Here is a 19,551-nt window from a genome sequence, read left to right on the forward strand (position 1 = left end):
AACAGAAATTTATATGAGACAAAATCATATGGCCAGGCCGGGGGATGGCGTTCTGGTCGGTTTATCCGGGGGAGCGGATTCCGTCGGTCTTTTGCTGGTGCTCTGGAAGCTGCGGGAGACGTTTCAGATTTCCCTGCGGGCGCTCCATGTCCATCACGGGCTGCGCGGCGCGGAGGCGGATAGAGATGCGGCATTTTCACGGATGCTGTGTGAACGGCTGGAAGTTCCTTTTTATGAGTTCCGTATCGATGCGGCGAAAGAGGCGCTTGACCGGAAATGTTCCGTCGAGGAGGCGGGACGGCAGGCGCGGTACCGCCTGTATGAGGAGACGGCGCTTGCGTGGGAGAAAGAGATGTGTCCGGATTTGACATCGGAGAATGCGGGGGGGAAAGAGGCGGTAGCCGCCCGGGTTCATATCGCCACCGCCCACCATGCGGATGATAACGCGGAAACGGTTCTTTTTAACCTGTTCCGCGGAAGCGGTCTGACCGGGCTTTCCGGCATTGCTCCGGTGCGGGGGCGCATCATCCGTCCTCTTCTCTGGGCGCAGCGAAGCGAGATTCAGACCTGGCTGCGGCAGCAGGGACAGGACTGGGTCGAGGACTCGACGAACCAGGAGAGTGAATACAGCCGCAATTGGCTTCGGAATGAACTGCTTCCGGCGGTAGAAGAGCGCCTGAATGCACAGGCAGTCCGTCATATCGACCAGGCGGGCAGACGCATCCGGCAGGCAGATGCCTATCTGGAAGAGGTGGCAGAGGAATGGCTTCAAAAGCATGCACCGGACGGAAAAGCGGATGCAGGAGCGCTGGCAGAGCAGGCGGAGATTGTGCAGGGTTATATCGTGCGGCGGCTGTTTTTAAAGAGCAAAATGCCGCTCCGGGACGTGACGGAGACGCATGTGCAGGCGGTTCGGGAACTTCTGTACCAGGGAACCGGAAAGAGTATTTCGCTGCCGCATGGGTTCCGGGCGGTAAATATATATGGATTTCTTGAAGTGCGCCCGCTTAGTCATCCAGGGGAAAGAAAAGGGGGTTTGCTTCCGGGCATCCAGAATGAGAATCTTTTGCAGATGCATACTTTCCCCTGTGAAAATGGGGATGAATTTCCGAAAAACCAGTATACGAAATGGTTTGACTATGATAAAATAAAAGGTACCTTATCGCTGAGACACCGGCAGCCGGGGGACTACCTGACACTGCCGTCCGGCGGTCGGAAGACGCTGAAATCCTGGATGATCGATGAGAAAATTCCGAGACAGGAGCGGGAGGAAATCTGGCTTCTGGCGGAAGAAAAACATATCCTGTGGATAGTGGGGCACCGGATCAGCGCATATTATAAGATAACAGAACAGACAAAAACCATCCTTGAGGTGGAATTTAACGGAGGAAAAAGCAGTGGCTGATAAGATTCGTGTATTATTAACGGAAGAAGAAGTAAACAAGAAGATCAGTGAAGTGGCAGCACAGATCAACAAAGATTATGAGGGAAAGGAAGTCCACCTGATCTGTATCTTAAAGGGCGGCGTATTCTTTACCTGCGAACTGGCAAAACGCCTGACTATTCCGGTTTCCCTGGATTTCATGTCTGTATCCAGCTATGGTTCTGACACCAAGTCAAGCGGTGTGGTAAAGATTATCAAGGATCTGGACGAGCCGCTGGAGGGCAAGAATGTCATCATCGTGGAGGATATCATCGATTCCGGACGCACCCTGGCATATCTGATCGAGGTATTAAAACAGAGAAATCCGAAAAATATCGAGCTGTGCACCCTGCTTGACAAGCCGGAGCGCCGTGTAAAAAAACAGGTTCAGGTTAAATATACCTGCTTTACAATCCCGGATGAGTTTGTCGTAGGTTACGGCCTGGATTACGATCAGAAATACCGCAACCTGCCGTACATCGGTGTTGTGGAAGTATAAGGAGGAAGCCAGTTGAAACAACGTCAGTCGATGGGAGGCGTGGGGCTTCTGATCCTCATGCTGCTTGTTATCATGTTTTTCTCGTTGAAGGTTCCTGGAATGGCGACGGAGCGGGAATTAAGCTATCCGGAGTTCATGGTATATCTGGAAAATAAGACCGTAGAGAGCGCACAGATCCGCCCGAACCGCGAGGTGCCGACCGGTGAGGTTGTTTTTGAGACAACCTCCGGTGACCGGGAGGAGTTCAATGTGCTGGATGTGAAGGAAGTAGAGATGGCGCTGCGCAAGGCGGGGGTTCCGTACACGACCACCAGCGTCCGCCAGGACAGCTATTTTATGACGGTGATCTTGCCGATCGCTTTGTCCGCAGGCGTCCTGATCTTCCTGTTTATGTTTATCAATTCCCGTTCCGGCGGCGGGGCAAATGCCAAGATGATGAATTTTGGACGCAGCCGTGCCCGGATGGTATCGACCAGCAAGGTCAACTTTACCAAAGTTGCCGGTCTGGAAGAGGAGAAAGAGGAACTGGAGGAGATCGTAGATTTCCTGAAAAACCCGCAGAAATACACCGGTGTCGGAGCGCGCATCCCGAAGGGCGTGATCCTAGTCGGACCTCCGGGAACTGGTAAAACCTTGCTTGCTAAGGCCGTAGCGGGCGAGGCGGGTGTCCCGTTCTTCTCGATTTCCGGTTCGGATTTTGTTGAAATGTTCGTCGGTGTTGGCGCATCCCGTGTCCGCGACCTGTTTGAGGAAGCCAAAAAAAATGCCCCGTGTATCGTCTTTATCGATGAGATCGATGCGGTTGCCAGACAGCGTGGTACCGGCATGGGTGGCGGTCACGACGAGCGCGAGCAGACGCTCAATCAGCTTTTAGTTGAGATGGATGGTTTCGGCGTCAATGAGGGCATCATTGTCATGGCGGCGACGAACCGTGTGGATATTCTCGATCCGGCGATTCTGCGGCCGGGCAGATTTGACCGAAAGGTGGCAGTCGGACGACCAGACGTCAAGGGTCGCGAGGAGATTCTCGGCGTCCATACGAAGGAAAAACCGCTGGGCGAGGATGTGGATTTACACCGCATCGCGCAGACAACCGCTGGATTTACCGGAGCCGATCTGGAAAACCTGATGAATGAGGCGGCGATCAATACCGCAAAAGAGGGACGTAAGTTCCTGACCCAGACGGATATTGAGAAAGCCTTTATTAAAGTGGGAATCGGCGCTGAGAAGCGCAGCAAGGTGATTTCCGAGAAAGATAAGAAGATTACCGCATACCATGAGGCGGGTCATGCGATTCTGTTCCATGTCCTCCCGGATGTGGGACCGGTTCATACCGTTTCGATCATTCCGACCGGCGTTGGTGCGGCAGGCTATACGATGCCGCTTCCGGAGCAGGATGAGCTTCATATGACGAAGGGCAGAATGCTTCAAAATATCATGGTTTCGCTGGGCGGACGAATCGCCGAGGAGATTATCTTTGACGACATCACGACCGGCGCTTCCCAGGATATCAAGCAGGCGACCTCGATGGCGCGCGCGATGGTAACCGAGTACGGTATGTCAGAGAAGCTGGGCATGATCAACTACGGCGGCGACAACAACGAGGTCTTTATTGGCCGCGACCTGGCGCATACGAGAACCTACAGCGAGGAAGTGGCGAGCGAGATCGACAGCGAGGTAAAGCGCATCATCGATGAGTGCTACGCCAAGGCAAAACGGATCATTCTCGATCACGAGGATGTCCTTCATTCCTGCTGTGCCCTGCTGATGGAGAAAGAGAAGATCGGTCAGGCTGAGTTTGAAGCGCTGTTCCAGGATGGAGAAAAGCCGTCAGGGGAAGTTGAAACTCCGGTGATAGAAGCATAAAAAGTTCAAAGCATGAAACAGGTCTGCAAATAAGCCTGAAAAAAGGTGCCAGTCAGCTGCCAGAATGTGCGGGAGACATCCCGGACAGCCATCGGATAGATGGAAATGGCAGTGGTGGCACCTTCTTTTATGCAAATTTCAGGCGGATTTTGCTGGACATTTCGGGAGAGAGTGTTGATTTGCACAAAAAAGAAATCGAAATAAAACGATGTTTGTGCACACTTATTTCCGCTCCTATGCTATTATAATAGACGTAACCCCCCCAATACATTATATAGTTTTTGCTACACCCCATAAAACGAAATACCTTCTCCTAAAAAGGTCAGCTACCCCGCTGACCTTTTTTATTTCATAGGAAATTACGTCCTATGAAACAAAAAACGCTCCGCGAGGATGCACACTCGCGCGAAGCAGAAACATGTCGCAAGCGACCGCGCGAGACGCCCGAATGTGCCAAGGCACATTCTTTTTTATTACCTAAAATTAGGGGCGTGAAAATAACTTGTGTAATTTGGGGAAATCCTGTAAAATATGGGCAGAAAATAACATGATTGTGAAAGCGGCGAAACCGCTGGAAAGGGAAACAGATGGAGCAGATCAATCGCGACGCGCTATTTTGCGACGAGACAGAGGATTACCGTTGTCCTTCGGAGGCAGATGCGGGTGAAGTCGTTACATTTTATTTCAGAACAGAGAAAAATGGAGCAGATGCGGTTGTACTGCTGGAATGTGACCCGGAGACCGGGGCGCTTTTGCAGGAGTGGCAGATGAAACGGCTTTCGTGGGAGTGCTGTGCTGGCAGCGTTGGGAACGGTGCAGATACAAATCGAGGCATAGATGGTAGCGGTATGGCTGACAAGTCAGACAGCCGTTTTGATTACTACAGCTGTGCGCTGACTCTGGGAACGAAAACATTTTCGTATGTATTTCAGGTAACCTGGGGCGAGAACGTCTGTCTTTACAACCGGATCGGGCTGACAGAGGATGCGGCGGCGCACCCGTTCCGCCTGATTCCGGGGTTTCATGTGCCGGAGTGGAGCAAGGGCGCGCTGATGTATCAGATCTATGTGGATCGGTTCTGCAACGGCGATCCTACAAACGATACGGAAACCAATGAATATATTTATCTGAAAAAGCCGGTCACCCGGGTGACGGACTGGAAGGAACCGATCGGTACACTCGATGTGGGACGGTTTTACGGCGGCGATCTTCAGGGTGTTTTAGATAAACTTGATTATTTAAAGAGTCTCAAGATAGAGGCAATTTACTTAAATCCGGTATTTGTATCACCGTCGAACCATAAGTATGACTGTCAGGACTACGACCATATCGATCCGCATTATGGAGTGATTCTGGAGGACGCAGACGGGCTGGTGTGCCCGGAAGATACGGACAATGACCGCGCACATAAATATATGACGCGGACGGCGGATGAGCAGAACCTGGAGGCGAGCGATGCCTTTTTTGCCCGCCTGATTGAGGAAGCGCACAAGCGGGGAATCCGGGTGCTGGTGGACGGTGTGTTCAACCATTGTGGTTCTTTCAATAAATGGCTGGATGCGGAACTTCTGTACCAGCACGCGGGCGGCTATCCGCAGGGGGCATATGTCTCGGAGGACAGCCCGTATCGCTATTTCTTCCAGTTTCACAATGAAAATGCCTGGCCGTTTAATGACAGCTACGATGGCTGGTGGGGACACGCGACGCTTCCGAAGCTCAATTACGAGGAATCGCCGGAATTGTACCAGTACATTCTGGGGATTGCGAAAAAATGGGTATCGGCGCCGTTTGGAGCAGATGGCTGGCGGCTGGATGTGGCGGCAGATCTGGGGCGGAGCGCCGGGATGAACCATCAGTTCTGGCGTGATTTCCGCGCGGCAGTCAAGGAGGCAAATCCGGAGGCGGTCATGATCGCGGAACATTACGGCAGCCCGTATGACTGGCTGAAGGGCGATCAGTGGGATACGGTCATGAATTATGATGCGTTTATGGAGCCGCTGTCATGGTTTCTGACCGGGATGGAGAAGCACAGTGACGAAGAAAATCCGGCTCTGTTTGGGGATGGATGCGCCTTTTTTGAGGCGATGCGCTACCATATGAGTGAAATGCCGACGGCTTCCGTGCAGTGTGCGATGAACGAGCTGTCCAACCACGATCACTCCCGCTTTATGACGCGGACAAACCGCCGGGTGGGTCGTCTTGCGTCGGCAGGTGCAAAAGCAGCGGAGGAAGGCATCAGCTATGGCATTTTCCGCCAGGGTGTTGTCATGCAGATGACCTGGCCGGGCGCACCGACGATCTATTACGGCGACGAAGCGGGCGTCTGTGGATGGACCGATCCGGACAGCCGCCGGACGTACCCGTGGGGCGGGGAAAATCTGGAGCTGATCGAGTTCCACCGCTACATGAGCGGCATCCGGAAACGCTGTCCGGCATTTAGAAATGGTTCCCTGAAAGCGCTGGCGGCGGGAGATGGCTATATTGCCTATGGACGTTTTCAGAGTGCTCAGAGAGCTGGCGGCGCGTGCTGCGGCGTGACGGCGGTCAATACAGGTGATGACTGGCTGACGCTCAAGATTCCGGTCTGGCAGATCGGGGCGCGCGACGGGGCGCTCCTGCGCCGGGAAATGATGACCTATGAGGACGGTTACAACGCCGGACAGGTTGAACATGAGGTAAAGGACGGCTATATCGAGGTGAAAATCCCACCGGTCGGAAGTATCGTTTTGACGGGAAATGATACGGCATTGTAGGAAATGTGGCTTCGACAAGATATATGATTTCTGGCAGTTGAGCGAGAAGAATCAAAAGCAGGAAAAAATGGAAATAAAAATATTAAATAAAATATATAAAAACACTTGCTTTTTTGAGACAGCCATGTTATAATCTTCAACTGTCAGAGCAATTTTGGATGGGTTCCCGAGTGGCCAAAGGGGGCAGACTGTAAATCTGTTGCGTCTCGCTTCGGTGGTTCGAATCCACCTCCATCCATTTGGCTTTGTGCCAGTCATGAGTAATCATGATGCCGGCGTGGCGGAACTGGCAGACGCACAGGACTTAAAATCCTGCGAGGGTTAAACTTCGTACCGGTTCGATTCCGGTCGCCGGCAGTATCGGGAACAGTTTTTAACTGTTCCCGATTTTGCGTTATACGGACGTATTTGCAGCGTTGGTTTATATCAGGATATAGAAATCCTGTCATAAACCGGCGCTTCTTTTGCATATAATACAAAGCAAAGGAGTGAAAACATGTCTGCATATCATCGGTTAATATCATATATCTATGCATACGAAGGCGGAATCAAAGGGAAAAATACGGGATTTGCGAAATTGGAGACGCGGGGAACTTCCTGCCGGATTCAGGTCAGCGTCCGCCGTGTCTTTGCGGGCGGCAGCCCGATCGGCGTATACCTTCTGGCAGGGCAGGAGGAGATCCGTATCGGCACCCTGTTTGTCCGTGGCGGAAATGGGGAGTTCCGTGCCGTCGTCAATTGTGAAAATATTGAAGGAAGCGGCTGCAATATGGAAGAGTGCTGTGGTCTGACTCTTCATGAGACGGACAGCGCATGGCGTGCCTATACGACGATCTGGGAAGATGCCGTCGCGCATGCGGCAGAGGTTGAGCTGGCGGATGTGACTGCTGAGAAAGTGCGGGAGCAGGAAGCGGAGAAGGAAGAGGCAACGCGGAAACTGGCAGAGAATGTATCTGGGGAAGTGAACAGCGCGTCTGTAGGGAAAGAAAAATTGGATGAGGCGTCAGAACTTACCCGGTCGGGAGAAATGGAGAATCAGGACACATCCACGGAGACAGAGAAGAAAGAAGCTGTGAATATAAACGAAACGGACTTCGGAATCAGCCAGCCCCAGCCAGAAAAGCTGGAGGATTCAAACCTGGAGATTTTCGAGGACACGGAAACCATGGAAGCGGTTCCAGATATCTCAGAAACATCCGATCATCAAGAGGCAGAAGTTGTTCAGGAAACGCAAACGGAAACACCGCAAGAAAGTTTTCAGGAATCCACTCAAGAAGTGCAAACGGAGACACCGAAGGAAAGTTTTCAGGAATCCTATCAGGAAGCACAGACAGAAGCACGGCGGAAAGATTCTCAAGAATCCACCCGGGAAGTCCGGAAAGAGGCGCTTCCAGATTCTCCACCAGACCATCAAGAAGCATTTCAGCCAGGCTCTCAAAATCAAAAACAACCGCAACCAGATTCATCCAAGGAATTTCCGAAAGAAGATCCCGCCGAGTCCCTCTGGAACCGTCTGCGTGCTGCCTATCCCAAAGTAACCGCCTTCGAATGCGCCGACGGCTGCGAGATTCTGGTAATCAAACCGCAGGATATCGGGCTTCTGCCGCGGGAAAACTGGGTGTATGGAAATAACAGCTTTCTTCTGCACGGTTACTACAACTACCGATATCTGATTCTGGCGAGACTGGGGAAACCCGGCGAACGGGGGCGCTACATTCTGGGCGTGCCGGGACATTATGGAAACAATGAAAAATATATGGCGGCGATGTTCGGCTTTGACCGCTTTGTCCGTTCCACCCGCCAGCCGCCGCGCGACAGCCGGTTCGGGTATTGGTATACGGATTTGAATTTTACATAAAAGCCGGTCGCTCCTTTTACAGAACTCTTGACAAAGGATAGCTTTTCTGGGTAGGATGGATATAGGTCAAATGCTTTCAGGTGTTTGGTTGGCAGCGGAGCAAACTTGCCGGGAAACTGAGATAAGGATGTCTGTTGTTGGAAGCGGATAAATTTGAATGGAGGAAAAGATAGAAATATATAAAACAAGAAAGAGGAAAAAACAGTGGCAGCAAAATTGACACAGGAAGAGAAATATATGAAAGCGGCGATCCGCGAGGCGAAGAAAGCCTGGGCGCTCGGAGAAGTGCCGATCGGCTGCGTGATCGTGTATGAGGACAAAATCATCGGCAGGGGTTACAACCGTCGGATGGTCGATCATAGCGCGCTGGCACATGCGGAGATCGCGGCAATCAAAAAAGCGTGCAAGCGCATGGGCGACTGGCGCCTGGAAGAATGTGAGCTGTACGTGACGTTGGAACCATGCCCGATGTGCGCAGGGGCGATCGTGCAGGCGCGGATTCCAAAAGTTTACATCGGTTCCATGAACCCGAAAGCCGGCTGCGCCGGTTCGGTACTGAATCTTCTGGATGAAAAAAGATTCAATCATCAGGTGGAGACAGAAGAAGGACTTTTGGGCGAGGAATGTTCGATGATGTTGAAAGAATTTTTCAAAGAATTGCGTGAAAAGAGAAAAAAGAAGAAAGAAGAAAAAGCTGGTGAATGATTTCCACCAGCTTTTTGCATTCCATATTTCCCATTCAAACCGAAAAATACAGTCCTTATTTGATTACGTGGATCCAGCCCTCCGGAGCTTTGATGTGACCCATCTGGATGCCGGTCAGTGTCTCGTAGAGTTTCTGGGTAACCGGACCCATCTTCTCCATACCTGCCGGGAAACAGATTTCCTTGCCGTGGTCAACGATCTTGCCAACCGGGGAGATAACAGCTGCGGTACCGCACAGACCGCACTCTGCGAAATCTTTTACTTCGTCTAAGTATACTTCACGCTCTTCGGTCTCCATGCCAAGGTAATCTCTTGCAACCTGCAGGATAGAACGGCGTGTGATAGACGGAAGGATGCTGTTGGACTTCGGAGTTACCAGCTTGCCGTCTTTGGTGATAAAGATAACGTTTGCGCCGCCGGTCTCCTCGATCTTGGTACGTGTCTGCGGATCCAGGTAGATGTTCTCATCGAAACCGTTCTTATGAGCATCGACGATCGCATGCAGGCTCATCGCGTAGTTTAATCCGGCTTTGATGTGACCGGTTCCGTGAGGTGCTGCACGGTCGAAATCGCTGACGCGGATGGTGATCGGTTTAGCGCCGCCCTTGAAGTACGGGCCAACCGGTGTACAGAATACGCGGAACTGATAGATGTTTGCCGGTTTAACGCCGATGATGGAATCATAACCGAACATATACGGGCGGATGTACAGGGTTGCACCGGAACCATACGGCGGTACGAATGCTGCGTTGGCTTCTACTACTTTTGTGATGGCGTCTACGAAGCGCTCCTTCGGGAATGGCGGCATTTCAAGACCTTTTGCGGAATTCTCCATACGCTCGCCGTTTAAGTCAGGACGGAACGTAACGATATGGCCGTCTTCGGTCGTATACGCTTTCAGACCCTCGAAGCAAGTCTGTGCATACTGCAGAACACAGGCACATTCATTCAAGGTAATATTCGGGTCGGAGGTAAGGACGCCTTCGTCCCAGGAACCATTCTGGTACATGGAAACATAGCGGTAATCCGTTGGCATATAGCCGAAACCGATGTTGCTCCAGTCGATATTTTTCTTCTCCATAATCGTTGCTCCAATCTTACAGAATTTTATGATTTAGTAACTGTTTGACTTTTTGCAGTCGCTAGATTTATACCTATTATAATAATTTCTTTCTTCTGTTGCAAGATTCTGGGATAAAAAATGATAAAAAAACAATAAAATGTATTCTTGTGTATTTTTATACAATGCTTGTTAGTCAAGCTCCGGCTTGACAAAACGGCGGCTGCCATGTATACTAAACAGGCTGACGGTCTGCAGGTCATTCCGTCATATAAGATCAAGTCATAAAGTTTCCGCACAGCCGGGGAGTTAGCGGTGCCCTGTACCTGCAATCCGCTATAGCAGGGGTGTTGTCCGACCGAGGGCGTTTTTACTGTGGGGCTGCCCCTGAAAAGTGGCGTTGAAGTCTGGGTCTTGCGCAACAGAAATCTGTGAACCGTGTCAGGGCAGGAATGCAGCAGCACTAAGCAGAACCTTCTGTGTGCCGCAAGGCAGCCTGGACCGAGTTAACTGTCAGGGTAACGTCCATGGCATACGTTCGAAGCCGGGCGTGCGGATTTTTTTATTTCATAGGAAATTGCTTCCTATGAAATAAAAAATAGAAAATAATAGATACAGAAACAAGCATTTTTGCAGGTGTGTGAATATAGCCGGGATATGTGGAATTTGATTTGCCAGGGGGTAGGAATACCGTGCCGGGGCAGATTAAAAGCGCGTATCCCGGTATTTTTATGTCTATGATATTTGTAAGGAATTTTTTCTTGCCCGCGGGATATGATTGTATTATAATTACAAAATGGGTGTAGTTTATCCTGATATGGGGGTTGTTGGAAACTTAGAATAAGGGTAACTGTGAAGGTACTGGACGGTTATGAAGAAAGGGAAAGCGCTCATGAGAAGAATCGGTATGTTAACCAGCGGCGGCGACTGCCAGAGCTTAAATGCGACGATGCGAGGCGTGGCAAAATCGCTGTACAAAATGTTTGATGACATAGAGATAGTTGGATTTGAAGACGGCTATAAAGGTCTTATGTATGCAGACTACCGGATTATGAAACAGTCGGATTTTTCCGGGATTCTGACACGCGGAGGTACGATTCTGGGAACTTCCAGACAGCCTTTCAAGCTGATGCGGATGCCGGACGAGAACGGTCTGGATAAAGTGGAAGCGATGAAACACACCTATTACAAGCTGAAACTGGAATGCCTCGTCATTTTAGGTGGCAACGGCAGCCAGAAGACGGCAAATCTGCTGCGGGAGGAAGGACTCAATATCGTTTCTCTTCCGAAGACCATAGACAACGATCTCTGGGGCAGCGATCTTACGTTTGGATTCCATAGTGCGGTTGATGTAGCGACCAATGCCATCGACTGTATTCATACGACGGCGGCGTCTCATGGCAGAGTCTTCATCGTGGAGATCATGGGCCACAAGGTGGGATGGCTGGCGCTCTATGCAGGCATCGCGGGCGGAGCTGACATCATTCTCCTGCCGGAGATCCCGTATGATATTGATGTGGTGGTAAATGCGATCCGCAGCCGTACTAAAAATGGCAAGAATTTCACGATTCTGGCGGTCGCAGAGGGCGCGATTTCCAAGGAAAATGCAGCCCTGACCAAGAAAGAATTAAAAGAAAAGAAGAAAAATGGACCGGTTTATCCGTCGGTCGCTTACGAGCTGGGCGCCCAGATTTCCGAGCGGACGGGGCAGGAGATCCGTGTGACGGTTCCGGGGCATATGCAGCGCGGAGGCGAGCCATGCCCGTATGATCGCGTGATTGCGACGCGCCTCGGCGCGGAGGCAGCAGAGATGATCCGCCGCAAAGAATACGGCTATATGGTCGCTTTAAACAACAATAAGATTGAAAAAATTCCGCTCGCGGACATTGCCGGTAAATTAAAGATGGTCGATCCGAAGAGCGATATTATCCGGGAAGCTAAGGATGTAGGCATCAGCTTCGGCGACGAATAGTAAGGAAGTAGTAGTTTATGTCATATACAGCACTGTACAGAAAATGGCGTCCGACGTCCTTTGAAGAGGTCCGGGGTCAGGACCATATCGTAAAGACCCTGAAAAATCAGATCAACTCCGGGCGGATCGGGCACGCGTACCTCTTCTGCGGGACGCGCGGAACCGGTAAGACGAGTATTGCCAAGATCTTTGCACGGGCAGTCAACTGTGAACATCCGGTGGACGGCAGCCCCTGCGGCGAGTGCAGTATGTGCCGCCAGATTGCGGAAGGAGCTTCCCTCAATGTGGTGGAGATCGATGCGGCATCCAACAATGGTGTGGAAAATATCCGCGATATCCGGGAGCAGGTGCAGTACCCGCCGACGGATGGGCGCTACCGCGTCTACATCATTGACGAGGTTCATATGCTTTCGATCGGCGCGTTCAATGCGCTCTTAAAGACGCTGGAAGAACCGCCGTCCTACGTTATATTTATCTTGGCGACGACGGAGGTCCACAAGATCCCGATCACGATCCTGTCCCGGTGCCAGAGATATGATTTCAAGCGGATCTCGATCGATACCATCGCGGGACGGCTGGCGGAGCTGACGCAGGCGGAGCAGATCGATGTAGACGACCGGGCACTTAGGTATGTGGCACGTGCGGCGGATGGCTCGATGCGAGATGCGTTAAGCCTTCTCGATCAGTGCGTGGCGTTCCATTTCGGGGAAAAGCTGACGTATGACAATGTGCTCGAGGTGTTGGGCGCGGTCGATAACCGCGTGTTCAGCAAGCTGTTTCAGGCGGTGCTTGCAAGTGATACGAAGGCGTGCATCCGTGAGATTGAGGAAATGATCATCCAGGGGCGCGATCTTTCGCAGCTCGTCAACGATTTCGTCTGGTATATGCGAAATCTCCTGATTGCCAAGACGACCGACGAACCGGGCGATATGCTCGATATGTCGGAGGAAAATCTGGCAGTTTTAAAGGAAGAGGCGGCAGGCGTTGATACGGAAACGCTTATGCGTTACATCCGTATTTTCTCGGAACTTTCCGGGCAGCTGCGCTACGCGTCACAGAAGCGGATTCTGGTGGAGATTGCCTTTATCAAGCTGACGACGCCGTCGATGGAACAGAATCTTGATTCCATTTTACAGCGGATTACGCTATTAGAGCAGAAAATGCAGGAAATGCCGGACAATCTACAGAAACTGGCGTCCCTTGCACCGGCAGCGGGGCAGGCGGCATCCTCCAAAACGGCTGTGGTGGAAACGCCGCCTGAGCCGAAGACGGTATCCCTTCCGCCGGCACAGTACGAAGATCTGATGCTGATGCGGAAAGAATGGGGACGGATTGCGTCCCTGAGCCAGCTTGTGGGTTCGATTAGACTCAGTCTTCCCAAGACAAGTGTAGAACCGGCGGGCGAAGGCTGCCTTTGCATTGTGTGTACAGATGAAAATACGTTTGGAATTATCAATCGGGAGCCTGAGATTAAGAATTTGCAGGAAGTAGTGCAAGAAAAATACAAAAAGACTCTGCAATTTAAAGTCCGTTTAGAATCATCTGCTGTGCCGCAAAGAACGGTTTATGTCAGTGATGAGGATTTAAAGAACGCAATCCATACCGATGTGATTGTCGAAGAGGATGATTCCGTGTAGTGGAGCTTGCCAAAGATGAGCCTTGTTTTGTAATGCAAGAAGCTGTGATTAAATGCAGATAAATGATATTAGTGGGTTTATATGATATATAGAACCGGCTGCAATCGGCAGCCAGTCTGAATATAAATAAAAAGAAGTGAAAGAGAGGAATGACACCATGGCAAAACGTGGCGGTTTCCCAGGCGGTATGCCGGGCAATATGAACAATTTAATGAAGCAGGCGCAGAGAATGCAGCGCCAGATGGAAGAGAAGCAGAAAGAGCTGGAGGAGAAGCAGTACAGCGCATCCGCAGGCGGCGGCGCTGTAACCGTGACCGTATCTGGTAAAAAAGAGGTTCTTTCCGTGAAACTGTCTGAGGAAGTAGTGGATCCGGATGATATCGAGATGTTAGAGGATCTGATCGTGGCGGCGACCAACGAGGCATTCCGTCAGGCGGAAGAGGACAGCAGCCAGATGATGTCCCAGTTGACCGGTGGTCTTGGCGGTCTGGGAGGCGGATTCCCGTTTTAAGCGATGGATTATTACAGTAGCCAGATTAGCAAGCTAATCGAAGAATTGTCAAAACTTCCCGGAATCGGAAGTAAATCGGCGCAGCGTCTTGCATTTCATATCATCAATATGCCGGAAGAACAGGTCAGGCACTTGTCCGGCGCGATTCTGGAAGCCAAGCAGAATGTGCGTTACTGCAAGGAGTGCTGCACATTGACTGATAAGGAACTGTGCCCGATCTGCAGCAGCGACCGGCGTGATCATGAGACGATCATGGTGGTGGAAAATACGCGCGATCTGGCGGCATATGAGAAGACAGGAAAATACAACGGGGTCTATCATGTGCTGCATGGGGCGATCTCCCCGATGCTGGGGATCGGACCGGGCGACATCCGGCTCAAGGAGCTGATGACTCGCCTGCAGAAAGAGGAGGTTCGTGAGGTCATTATCGCAACCAACTCAAGCCTGGAGGGCGAGACGACCGCGATGTATTTGAGCAAGCTGATTAAGCCGACAGGGATCCGGGTGACGCGAATCGCCAGCGGCGTTCCGGTCGGGGGCGACTTGGAATATATTGATGAGGTAACGCTTCTGCGCGCGCTGGATGGGCGTACAGAGCTGTAGCCGGTGAGCAAATAAAACGTTACTGGGCACGTATGCGTGAACAGTAACAATAAAACTTCTGCCGCGGCAGGAAGTTAGGAGATGCATAAGATGGATAAATACGAGTTTAACATCAAGGTAGAGCAGATTAAGAAACTGGTTAACAAGGGAGATTTCGAGACGGCGATGAAGATCGCCGATACCATCGACTGGCGTCGTGTACGCAGCACCAGCCTGCTTACGATGATTTCCCAGATTTATGAGAAAAATGCAGAGTATCAGGATGCCAAGGATATTTTATTGCTGGCATATGAGAGAGCGCCGCTTGGAAAGGGGCTTTTATATAAGCTGACCGACCTTGCACTGCGTGAAAATAATATTCAGGAGGCAGAGGCATATTACCGGGAGTTCTGTGAGCTGTCCGGCGATGACCCGCGCCAGTACCTGCTTCGTTTCCTGATTCTGGAGGCGAAGGATGCGCCGTTAGAGCAGCAGATCAATTCTCTGGAGAGATATTGTCAGGAAGAGCTGGATGAGAAATGGCTGTACCACCTGGCAGAGCTTTATCATCAGGCGAACCAGGCGGACGACTGTGTGCGGATCTGCGACAAGATCATGCTGATGTTCGGTCTTGGCAAATATGTGGACAAGGCAATGGAACTGAAACTTCAGTATGCGCCGCTGACGAAATATCAGATGGATCTGGTGGAAAACCGCGAGAAGTACGAAGAGAAGCTGCGTGCGGTGGAAGAAGAGTACAAGAACGGTACATACCGCAAGCCAGAGCCGGAAGGAGAGTATCTGGATACGGATGAGCCGGAGGCAGAGCTGGACGACGAACCGGAGAACGAGCCGGAGGGACAGCCGGAGCAGGCAGAGCCAGAAGAGAAGGCTGGAAAACCGAAAGCTGAGACAAAACCGGCGGACGAGAAAGTAGAAAAGGCTGCGCTGGACGAGGATGTAGTAGCAAGCCTTCATGAAGCACAGGCGGAAGAAGCGCTGGCAAAAGAAGTGTCCAAGATCAAGCCTTACGATGAGGAAGAGGGCGCATCCGAAGGGGAGACACGTGTTTTCAGGAATCTCCGCGACCTAGAGCCGGCAGAGGCAGAGGAAAAGAGCGAGGAAGCTCCGATTCATGAATTTGAAGAGGAAGAGGAAACCATAGTGGAAGACTGGGATTTCGAACCGGAAGAGGAAGAAGAGGAGATCAAGGAATCAAATCATCTGATGATCGAGGCGGAAGATCCGGCAGCCGGTCTTGCGATGGCACTTGATTCTCTGAAAAAGATTCACCGCGAGCTGGGAACCAAGCATCCGGTTGCCAAGATCAGCGGTGCAAACCTTTCCCATCGCGGCATCGCATCGGTGACGGAGCGCCTGGCAGGCAAGGATCTGGTGGTCGAGCATGCAGCTGATCTGGACGATTTGACGGTGGAAGAGCTGGAAGAACTGATGACACAGGATGAAACCGGCATGGTCGTTGTTCTGATTGATACGCAGGCACGTTTAGAGCAGATGCACCGCGCATATCCGGCATTAGCAGAGCGTTTCCAGTATATCGGCTGTGAAAACCAGAAAGACGATGCAGCGAAGCTGGCACAGGCGCGCGAGGAAGAGCTGAAACGCCAGCAGGCGCAGCAGGAAGCAGAAGCAGCCAGAAAACGCCAGGCAGAGCGTGAAGCGGAGATCCGCCGTCAGGCAGAAAAAGAGGCAGAGGAAAAACGCAGACAGCAGGAAGCAGCAGCCCGCCGTGAGGAAGAAGAGCGCGCCAAGGCAGAAGCACAGGCACTGGCAGCCAAAGAGGCAGAAGAAGCGCGTAAAGCGGAGGAAGATCGCCGTCTGGCAGAGCAGCAGAGAGAAGAACTGCGCCGTCAGGAAGAGGCAAGACGCGATGGCGAGCCAGAGTATGAAGACGAAGAAGATCACTACGAGAAGGACGAGTATGAGCCGGAGGATGATTATGCGCGTGGCGGCTATCGTGATGATTATAAGGACGATTACAAAGACAGCTATAAAGACGAACGCGAGGACGACGAGTATTCCAATTATCCAGAGGATGAGCCGGAAGAGAAACCGTCCAAAAAGTCCGGCGATATGGATGTTGAGGAGTTTGTTCAGTATGCCTGCAAATATGCATCGGAGATCGACTGCAGTATTTCAGGAAAGAGCATGCTGGCTCTGTACGAGCGCGCTGAGATGATGGAGGAGGACGGAGAACCGCTTACCAAGACAAGTGCCGAAGATTTGATCGAGGAAGCTGCAGATAAGGCGGAGAAGAAATCCTTCAGCGGACTGTTCTCATCGAAATATGATAAGGATGGACTTCTGATTCTGAAAGAGAAGCATTTCTTTGATTAATTAAAACAATTCGAGAAATTTTAAAATTAAAACCAATTAATAAAAGAGAGCGCTGCGGGGGAATGCTTCCCGGCAGCGTTTTCTGGTAGTGGACAGTAAAAAGAGATACGGGAGAGAAAGATGGGAACACGGTTAATAGCCCTCGATTTAGATGGGACACTGTTAAATGAAAAAATGCACGTGTCGGAAAAAACAAGACAGGTGATGGAACTGTGCGCGCAGCGGGGGATTGAGATTGTTCCGGCGACCGGGCGCGCGCTCCCGGCAGTGCCAGAGGAGGTTTTGAGCCTGCCGGGCGTCCACTATGGCATATTTACAAATGGGGCGGTCGTCCGGGATTTCGGAAAAAATACCTGGGTGTCGGAAAGCTGCCTGAGCTGGGAAAAGACGATCCGGGTGATTGAGGTGCTGCGCCGGCATCCGGTTATTTACGATATGTATGTATCGGAGGGCGGCGTCAGCGAGACGCGATTGCTGGCACAGCTGGAAGAATACGGGATATCGGAACGTGAATGCGCCTATATCCGGGCGACGCGCCGGGCAGTTACTGACATGGTGGAGTATCTGCGGGAGAAAAAATGCCCGGTGCAGAAGATGAATTTAAATTTTAAGGACCGGGAGAGCAAGCAGGCAGTCCGGGCAAAGCTGGAAGCGATGCCGGAGGTTCTGGTGACCTCCTCGCTTCCGTGGAATCTGGAACTCAACGCGGCGGGCATCACAAAGGGGAGCGGGCTGCGGAATCTCTGTCAGTATCTGGGAATTGAAGCGGAGGAGACGATGGCATTTGGAGACGGCGAAAACGACTGGCCCATGCTGGAGGCAGCAGGAATCGGCGTAGCGATGGAAAATGGCGCCCCATTTTTAAAGGAACGCGCAGACCGGATTGCCGCTTCGAACCGGGAAGAGGGCGTAGCGGAGGCGATCAGACAATGGGTGCTTATATAAAAGAAAACTGGCTGTTTGTGGTGGTGGCAGTCTATCTGGTTTCCATGGTACTGTACGGGCATTACCGCGGATTTGTCCGCCTGGCAGTCTCGGCCGTTTCCCTGGTGCTGTCGCTGGGGGTGGTTCATTTTGGTGCGCCGTCTGTCGCGAATCTGCTTCGCAGCAATGAGGTGGTCTATCAGGCGGTGGAGGACAGCGTGACGAAATTTATCCAAAAGGACGATGAGGCGGAAAATGAGGCAGCTGACGCGGCGCCGCCATCCGTACAGCGCAGTATTATTGAAGAAATGGAGCTTCCGGAACAGTTAAAGGATGCGCTTCTGGAGAATAATAACAGCGAAGTTTACGAGGCGCTGGGTGTAAGCAGCTTTACCCACTACGTCAGCCGTTATCTGGCAAACAGCCTGATCAATATTATAAGTTTTTTTCTGCTGTTTGCAGCCGTGTTCGGCGGACTGCGTGTTCTGTCCGTATCGCTCAATGTGGTCTCCCGGCTGCCGATCATATCGGGGCTGAACCGTCTGGCAGGTGCCGTGTTGGGGGGCGCGGAAGGGATCTTTTTCGTCTGGATTGCAGCACTGCTTATTACACTGTTCTCGGCAACGGCGATTGGTGAACTTTTCCTGAACCAGATAGAAAGCAATATCTGGCTGACCTGGCTGTATGACCACAATATGCTTGGAAGCATCCTGATGGGTGTTGTGAAACGGATTATTTAAAAGCGTATAGAGAAAAACTGTGATATTGAAAAACGGCACACCGCATTCTCGCTGCTTAGTGATGAGTTAGGTGTGCCAAATTTTTTATTTCAGTCGAGAAGACTCCCACCTCTTTAGGTGGCGAGTAATAGCAAATTTGTCTCAGTGGGAGTTGGGTCTTCGGCTGAGATAAACGCTCCGCGAGGATGCGCAATGATTCTGTATGGAATATGTCAGCGAAAAAACAAGTGAAAATCGCTTGACAAGTTAATGCTGAAATGGTAAACTCTAACTCTAACGTGTTTTGACGTTGGTCTGCATATGCAGGGAAAATCGAATATCACAGGTTTTCTTATTTGCGAAAATGTTTTGAAAATTAAGAAAAAATAGTTGACAACGACAACTGCCTATGATATGATATCCAAGCTGTTGAGCGAAAGCTCAGTTGCGAAAAATAAAATAAAAAAAGTTGTTGACAAAGATAACTGCTTGTGGTAATATAAATGAGCTGTCAATGAGACAACAACAAAGAACCTTGAAAACTGAACAGTATGTAAAACCCTGAAAATTCTAAGAACAAAGGCTTTTGGTTAAGCCTTGAAGTTCAAGAGAACATTCAGAACAAAACCAAAACAACAGTAATAACGGTTAAAATTAGCCAAGCGAATTTTGACTGGAATCAAA

At 51.1% G+C, this 19,551-nt stretch carries 14 protein-coding genes, 2 tRNA genes and 1 other RNA gene; 16 read left to right on the forward strand and 1 reads right to left on the reverse strand.

The window, feature by feature from the left end; genetic code table 11:
- Positions 1-28 precede the first annotated feature (28 nt).
- From tilS to tadA, 8 genes are all read left to right on the forward strand, one after another.
- Positions 29-1,405 (forward strand): tRNA lysidine(34) synthetase TilS, encoded by a 1,377-nt coding sequence (gene tilS / locus DWY89_RS13530; protein ID WP_243015317.1) that lies wholly within the window; start codon positions 29-31, stop codon positions 1,403-1,405.
- Positions 1,398-1,922: a hypoxanthine phosphoribosyltransferase gene (gene hpt, locus DWY89_RS13535; protein ID WP_022360393.1), complete on the forward strand. Its 525-nt coding sequence runs from the start codon at positions 1,398-1,400 to the stop codon at positions 1,920-1,922. The genes tilS and hpt overlap by 8 nt, the downstream gene beginning before the upstream one ends.
- Positions 1,923-1,979: 57 nt before the next feature.
- Positions 1,980-3,788: an ATP-dependent zinc metalloprotease FtsH gene (gene ftsH, locus DWY89_RS13540; protein WP_333491459.1), complete on the forward strand. Its 1,809-nt coding sequence runs from the start codon at positions 1,980-1,982 to the stop codon at positions 3,786-3,788.
- A gap of 587 nt (positions 3,789-4,375) precedes the next feature.
- Complete coding sequence (locus DWY89_RS13545; RefSeq protein ID WP_118469445.1) at positions 4,376-6,541, forward strand: glycoside hydrolase family 13 protein; 2,166 nt, start codon at positions 4,376-4,378, stop codon at positions 6,539-6,541.
- A 156-nt stretch (positions 6,542-6,697) separates the two neighbouring features.
- Positions 6,698-6,779: transfer RNA gene (locus DWY89_RS13550), tRNA-Tyr, on the forward strand.
- A 33-nt stretch (positions 6,780-6,812) separates the two neighbouring features.
- Positions 6,813-6,898: transfer RNA gene (locus DWY89_RS13555), tRNA-Leu, on the forward strand.
- 139 nt (positions 6,899-7,037) lie between these two features.
- Positions 7,038-8,399 carry a DUF6128 domain-containing protein gene (locus DWY89_RS13560; protein WP_118524762.1) on the forward strand — a complete coding sequence of 454 codons (1,362 nt, stop codon included), beginning with the start codon at positions 7,038-7,040 and terminating at the stop codon, positions 8,397-8,399.
- Between the two features lie 216 nt (positions 8,400-8,615).
- Positions 8,616-9,104: a tRNA adenosine(34) deaminase TadA gene (gene tadA / locus DWY89_RS13565; RefSeq protein ID WP_107001776.1), complete on the forward strand. Its 489-nt coding sequence runs from the start codon at positions 8,616-8,618 to the stop codon at positions 9,102-9,104.
- A gap of 55 nt (positions 9,105-9,159) precedes the next feature.
- Here the strand turns inward: tadA and DWY89_RS13570 are convergent, their stop codons facing one another.
- On the reverse strand, positions 9,160-10,185 hold the full coding sequence (locus tag DWY89_RS13570; protein ID WP_118293773.1) for a branched-chain amino acid aminotransferase: 1,026 nt from the start codon (positions 10,183-10,185) through the stop codon (positions 9,160-9,162).
- 272 nt (positions 10,186-10,457) lie between these two features.
- On the opposite strand from DWY89_RS13570, the gene ffs reads away from it, so the two are divergent.
- The 8 genes from ffs to DWY89_RS13610 all read left to right on the forward strand — a co-directional run bounded on the left by ffs (position 10,458) and on the right by DWY89_RS13610 (position 18,888).
- Positions 10,458-10,720, forward strand: an RNA gene (gene ffs / locus DWY89_RS13575) — signal recognition particle sRNA large type.
- 336 nt (positions 10,721-11,056) lie between these two features.
- Complete coding sequence (locus DWY89_RS13580) at positions 11,057-12,136, forward strand: ATP-dependent 6-phosphofructokinase (RefSeq protein WP_118473071.1); 1,080 nt, start codon at positions 11,057-11,059, stop codon at positions 12,134-12,136.
- 17 nt (positions 12,137-12,153) lie between these two features.
- The gene (gene dnaX, locus DWY89_RS13585; protein ID WP_118524047.1) at positions 12,154-13,773 is read left to right on the forward strand and encodes a DNA polymerase III subunit gamma/tau; all 1,620 of its coding nucleotides are present in this window, start codon (positions 12,154-12,156) and stop codon (positions 13,771-13,773) included.
- Positions 13,774-13,930: 157 nt separating this feature from the next.
- Positions 13,931-14,284, forward strand: a complete 354-nt coding sequence (locus DWY89_RS13590; RefSeq protein WP_022359050.1) for a YbaB/EbfC family nucleoid-associated protein — start codon at positions 13,931-13,933, stop codon at positions 14,282-14,284.
- 3 nt (positions 14,285-14,287) lie between these two features.
- Positions 14,288-14,887, forward strand: a complete 600-nt coding sequence (recR, locus tag DWY89_RS13595; RefSeq protein WP_022359051.1) for a recombination mediator RecR — start codon at positions 14,288-14,290, stop codon at positions 14,885-14,887.
- 90 nt (positions 14,888-14,977) lie between these two features.
- On the forward strand, positions 14,978-17,224 hold the full coding sequence (locus tag DWY89_RS13600) for a hypothetical protein (protein ID WP_118524763.1): 2,247 nt from the start codon (positions 14,978-14,980) through the stop codon (positions 17,222-17,224).
- A 120-nt stretch (positions 17,225-17,344) separates the two neighbouring features.
- Entirely contained in the window at positions 17,345-18,169 is an 825-nt protein-coding gene (locus tag DWY89_RS13605) for a Cof-type HAD-IIB family hydrolase (RefSeq protein ID WP_118524046.1), read from the forward strand.
- Positions 18,154-18,888, forward strand: a complete 735-nt coding sequence (locus DWY89_RS13610) for a CvpA family protein (protein WP_107001682.1) — start codon at positions 18,154-18,156, stop codon at positions 18,886-18,888. Before DWY89_RS13605 ends, DWY89_RS13610 begins: the two co-directional genes overlap by 16 nt.
- Positions 18,889-19,551: the final 663 nt, after the last annotated feature.

It is taken from the genome of Clostridium sp. AF27-5AA, from assembly GCF_003478415.1.
GTDB classification, from domain to species: domain Bacteria; phylum Bacillota; class Clostridia; order Lachnospirales; family Lachnospiraceae; genus Otoolea; species Otoolea fessa.

Bases quoted from the DNA above. Each gene is read 5' to 3' on its own strand.
- tilS (WP_243015317.1), top strand. From the start codon at position 29: ATGGCCAGGCCGGGGGATGGCGTTCTGGTCGGTTTATCCGGGGGAGCG.
- ftsH (WP_333491459.1), top strand. From the start codon at position 1,980: ATGCTGCTTGTTATCATGTTTTTCTCGTTGAAGGTTCCTGGAATGGCG.
- DWY89_RS13545 (WP_118469445.1), top strand. From the start codon at position 4,376: ATGGAGCAGATCAATCGCGACGCGCTATTTTGCGACGAGACAGAGGAT.
- DWY89_RS13560 (WP_118524762.1), top strand. From the start codon at position 7,038: ATGTCTGCATATCATCGGTTAATATCATATATCTATGCATACGAAGGC.
- DWY89_RS13570 (WP_118293773.1), bottom strand. From the start codon at position 10,185: ATGGAGAAGAAAAATATCGACTGGAGCAACATCGGTTTCGGCTATATG.
- DWY89_RS13580 (WP_118473071.1), top strand. From the start codon at position 11,057: ATGAGAAGAATCGGTATGTTAACCAGCGGCGGCGACTGCCAGAGCTTA.
- dnaX (WP_118524047.1), top strand. From the start codon at position 12,154: ATGTCATATACAGCACTGTACAGAAAATGGCGTCCGACGTCCTTTGAA.
- DWY89_RS13590 (WP_022359050.1), top strand. From the start codon at position 13,931: ATGGCAAAACGTGGCGGTTTCCCAGGCGGTATGCCGGGCAATATGAAC.
- recR (WP_022359051.1), top strand. From the start codon at position 14,288: ATGGATTATTACAGTAGCCAGATTAGCAAGCTAATCGAAGAATTGTCA.
- DWY89_RS13600 (WP_118524763.1), top strand. From the start codon at position 14,978: ATGGATAAATACGAGTTTAACATCAAGGTAGAGCAGATTAAGAAACTG.
- DWY89_RS13605 (WP_118524046.1), top strand. From the start codon at position 17,345: ATGGGAACACGGTTAATAGCCCTCGATTTAGATGGGACACTGTTAAAT.
- DWY89_RS13610 (WP_107001682.1), top strand. From the start codon at position 18,154: ATGGGTGCTTATATAAAAGAAAACTGGCTGTTTGTGGTGGTGGCAGTC.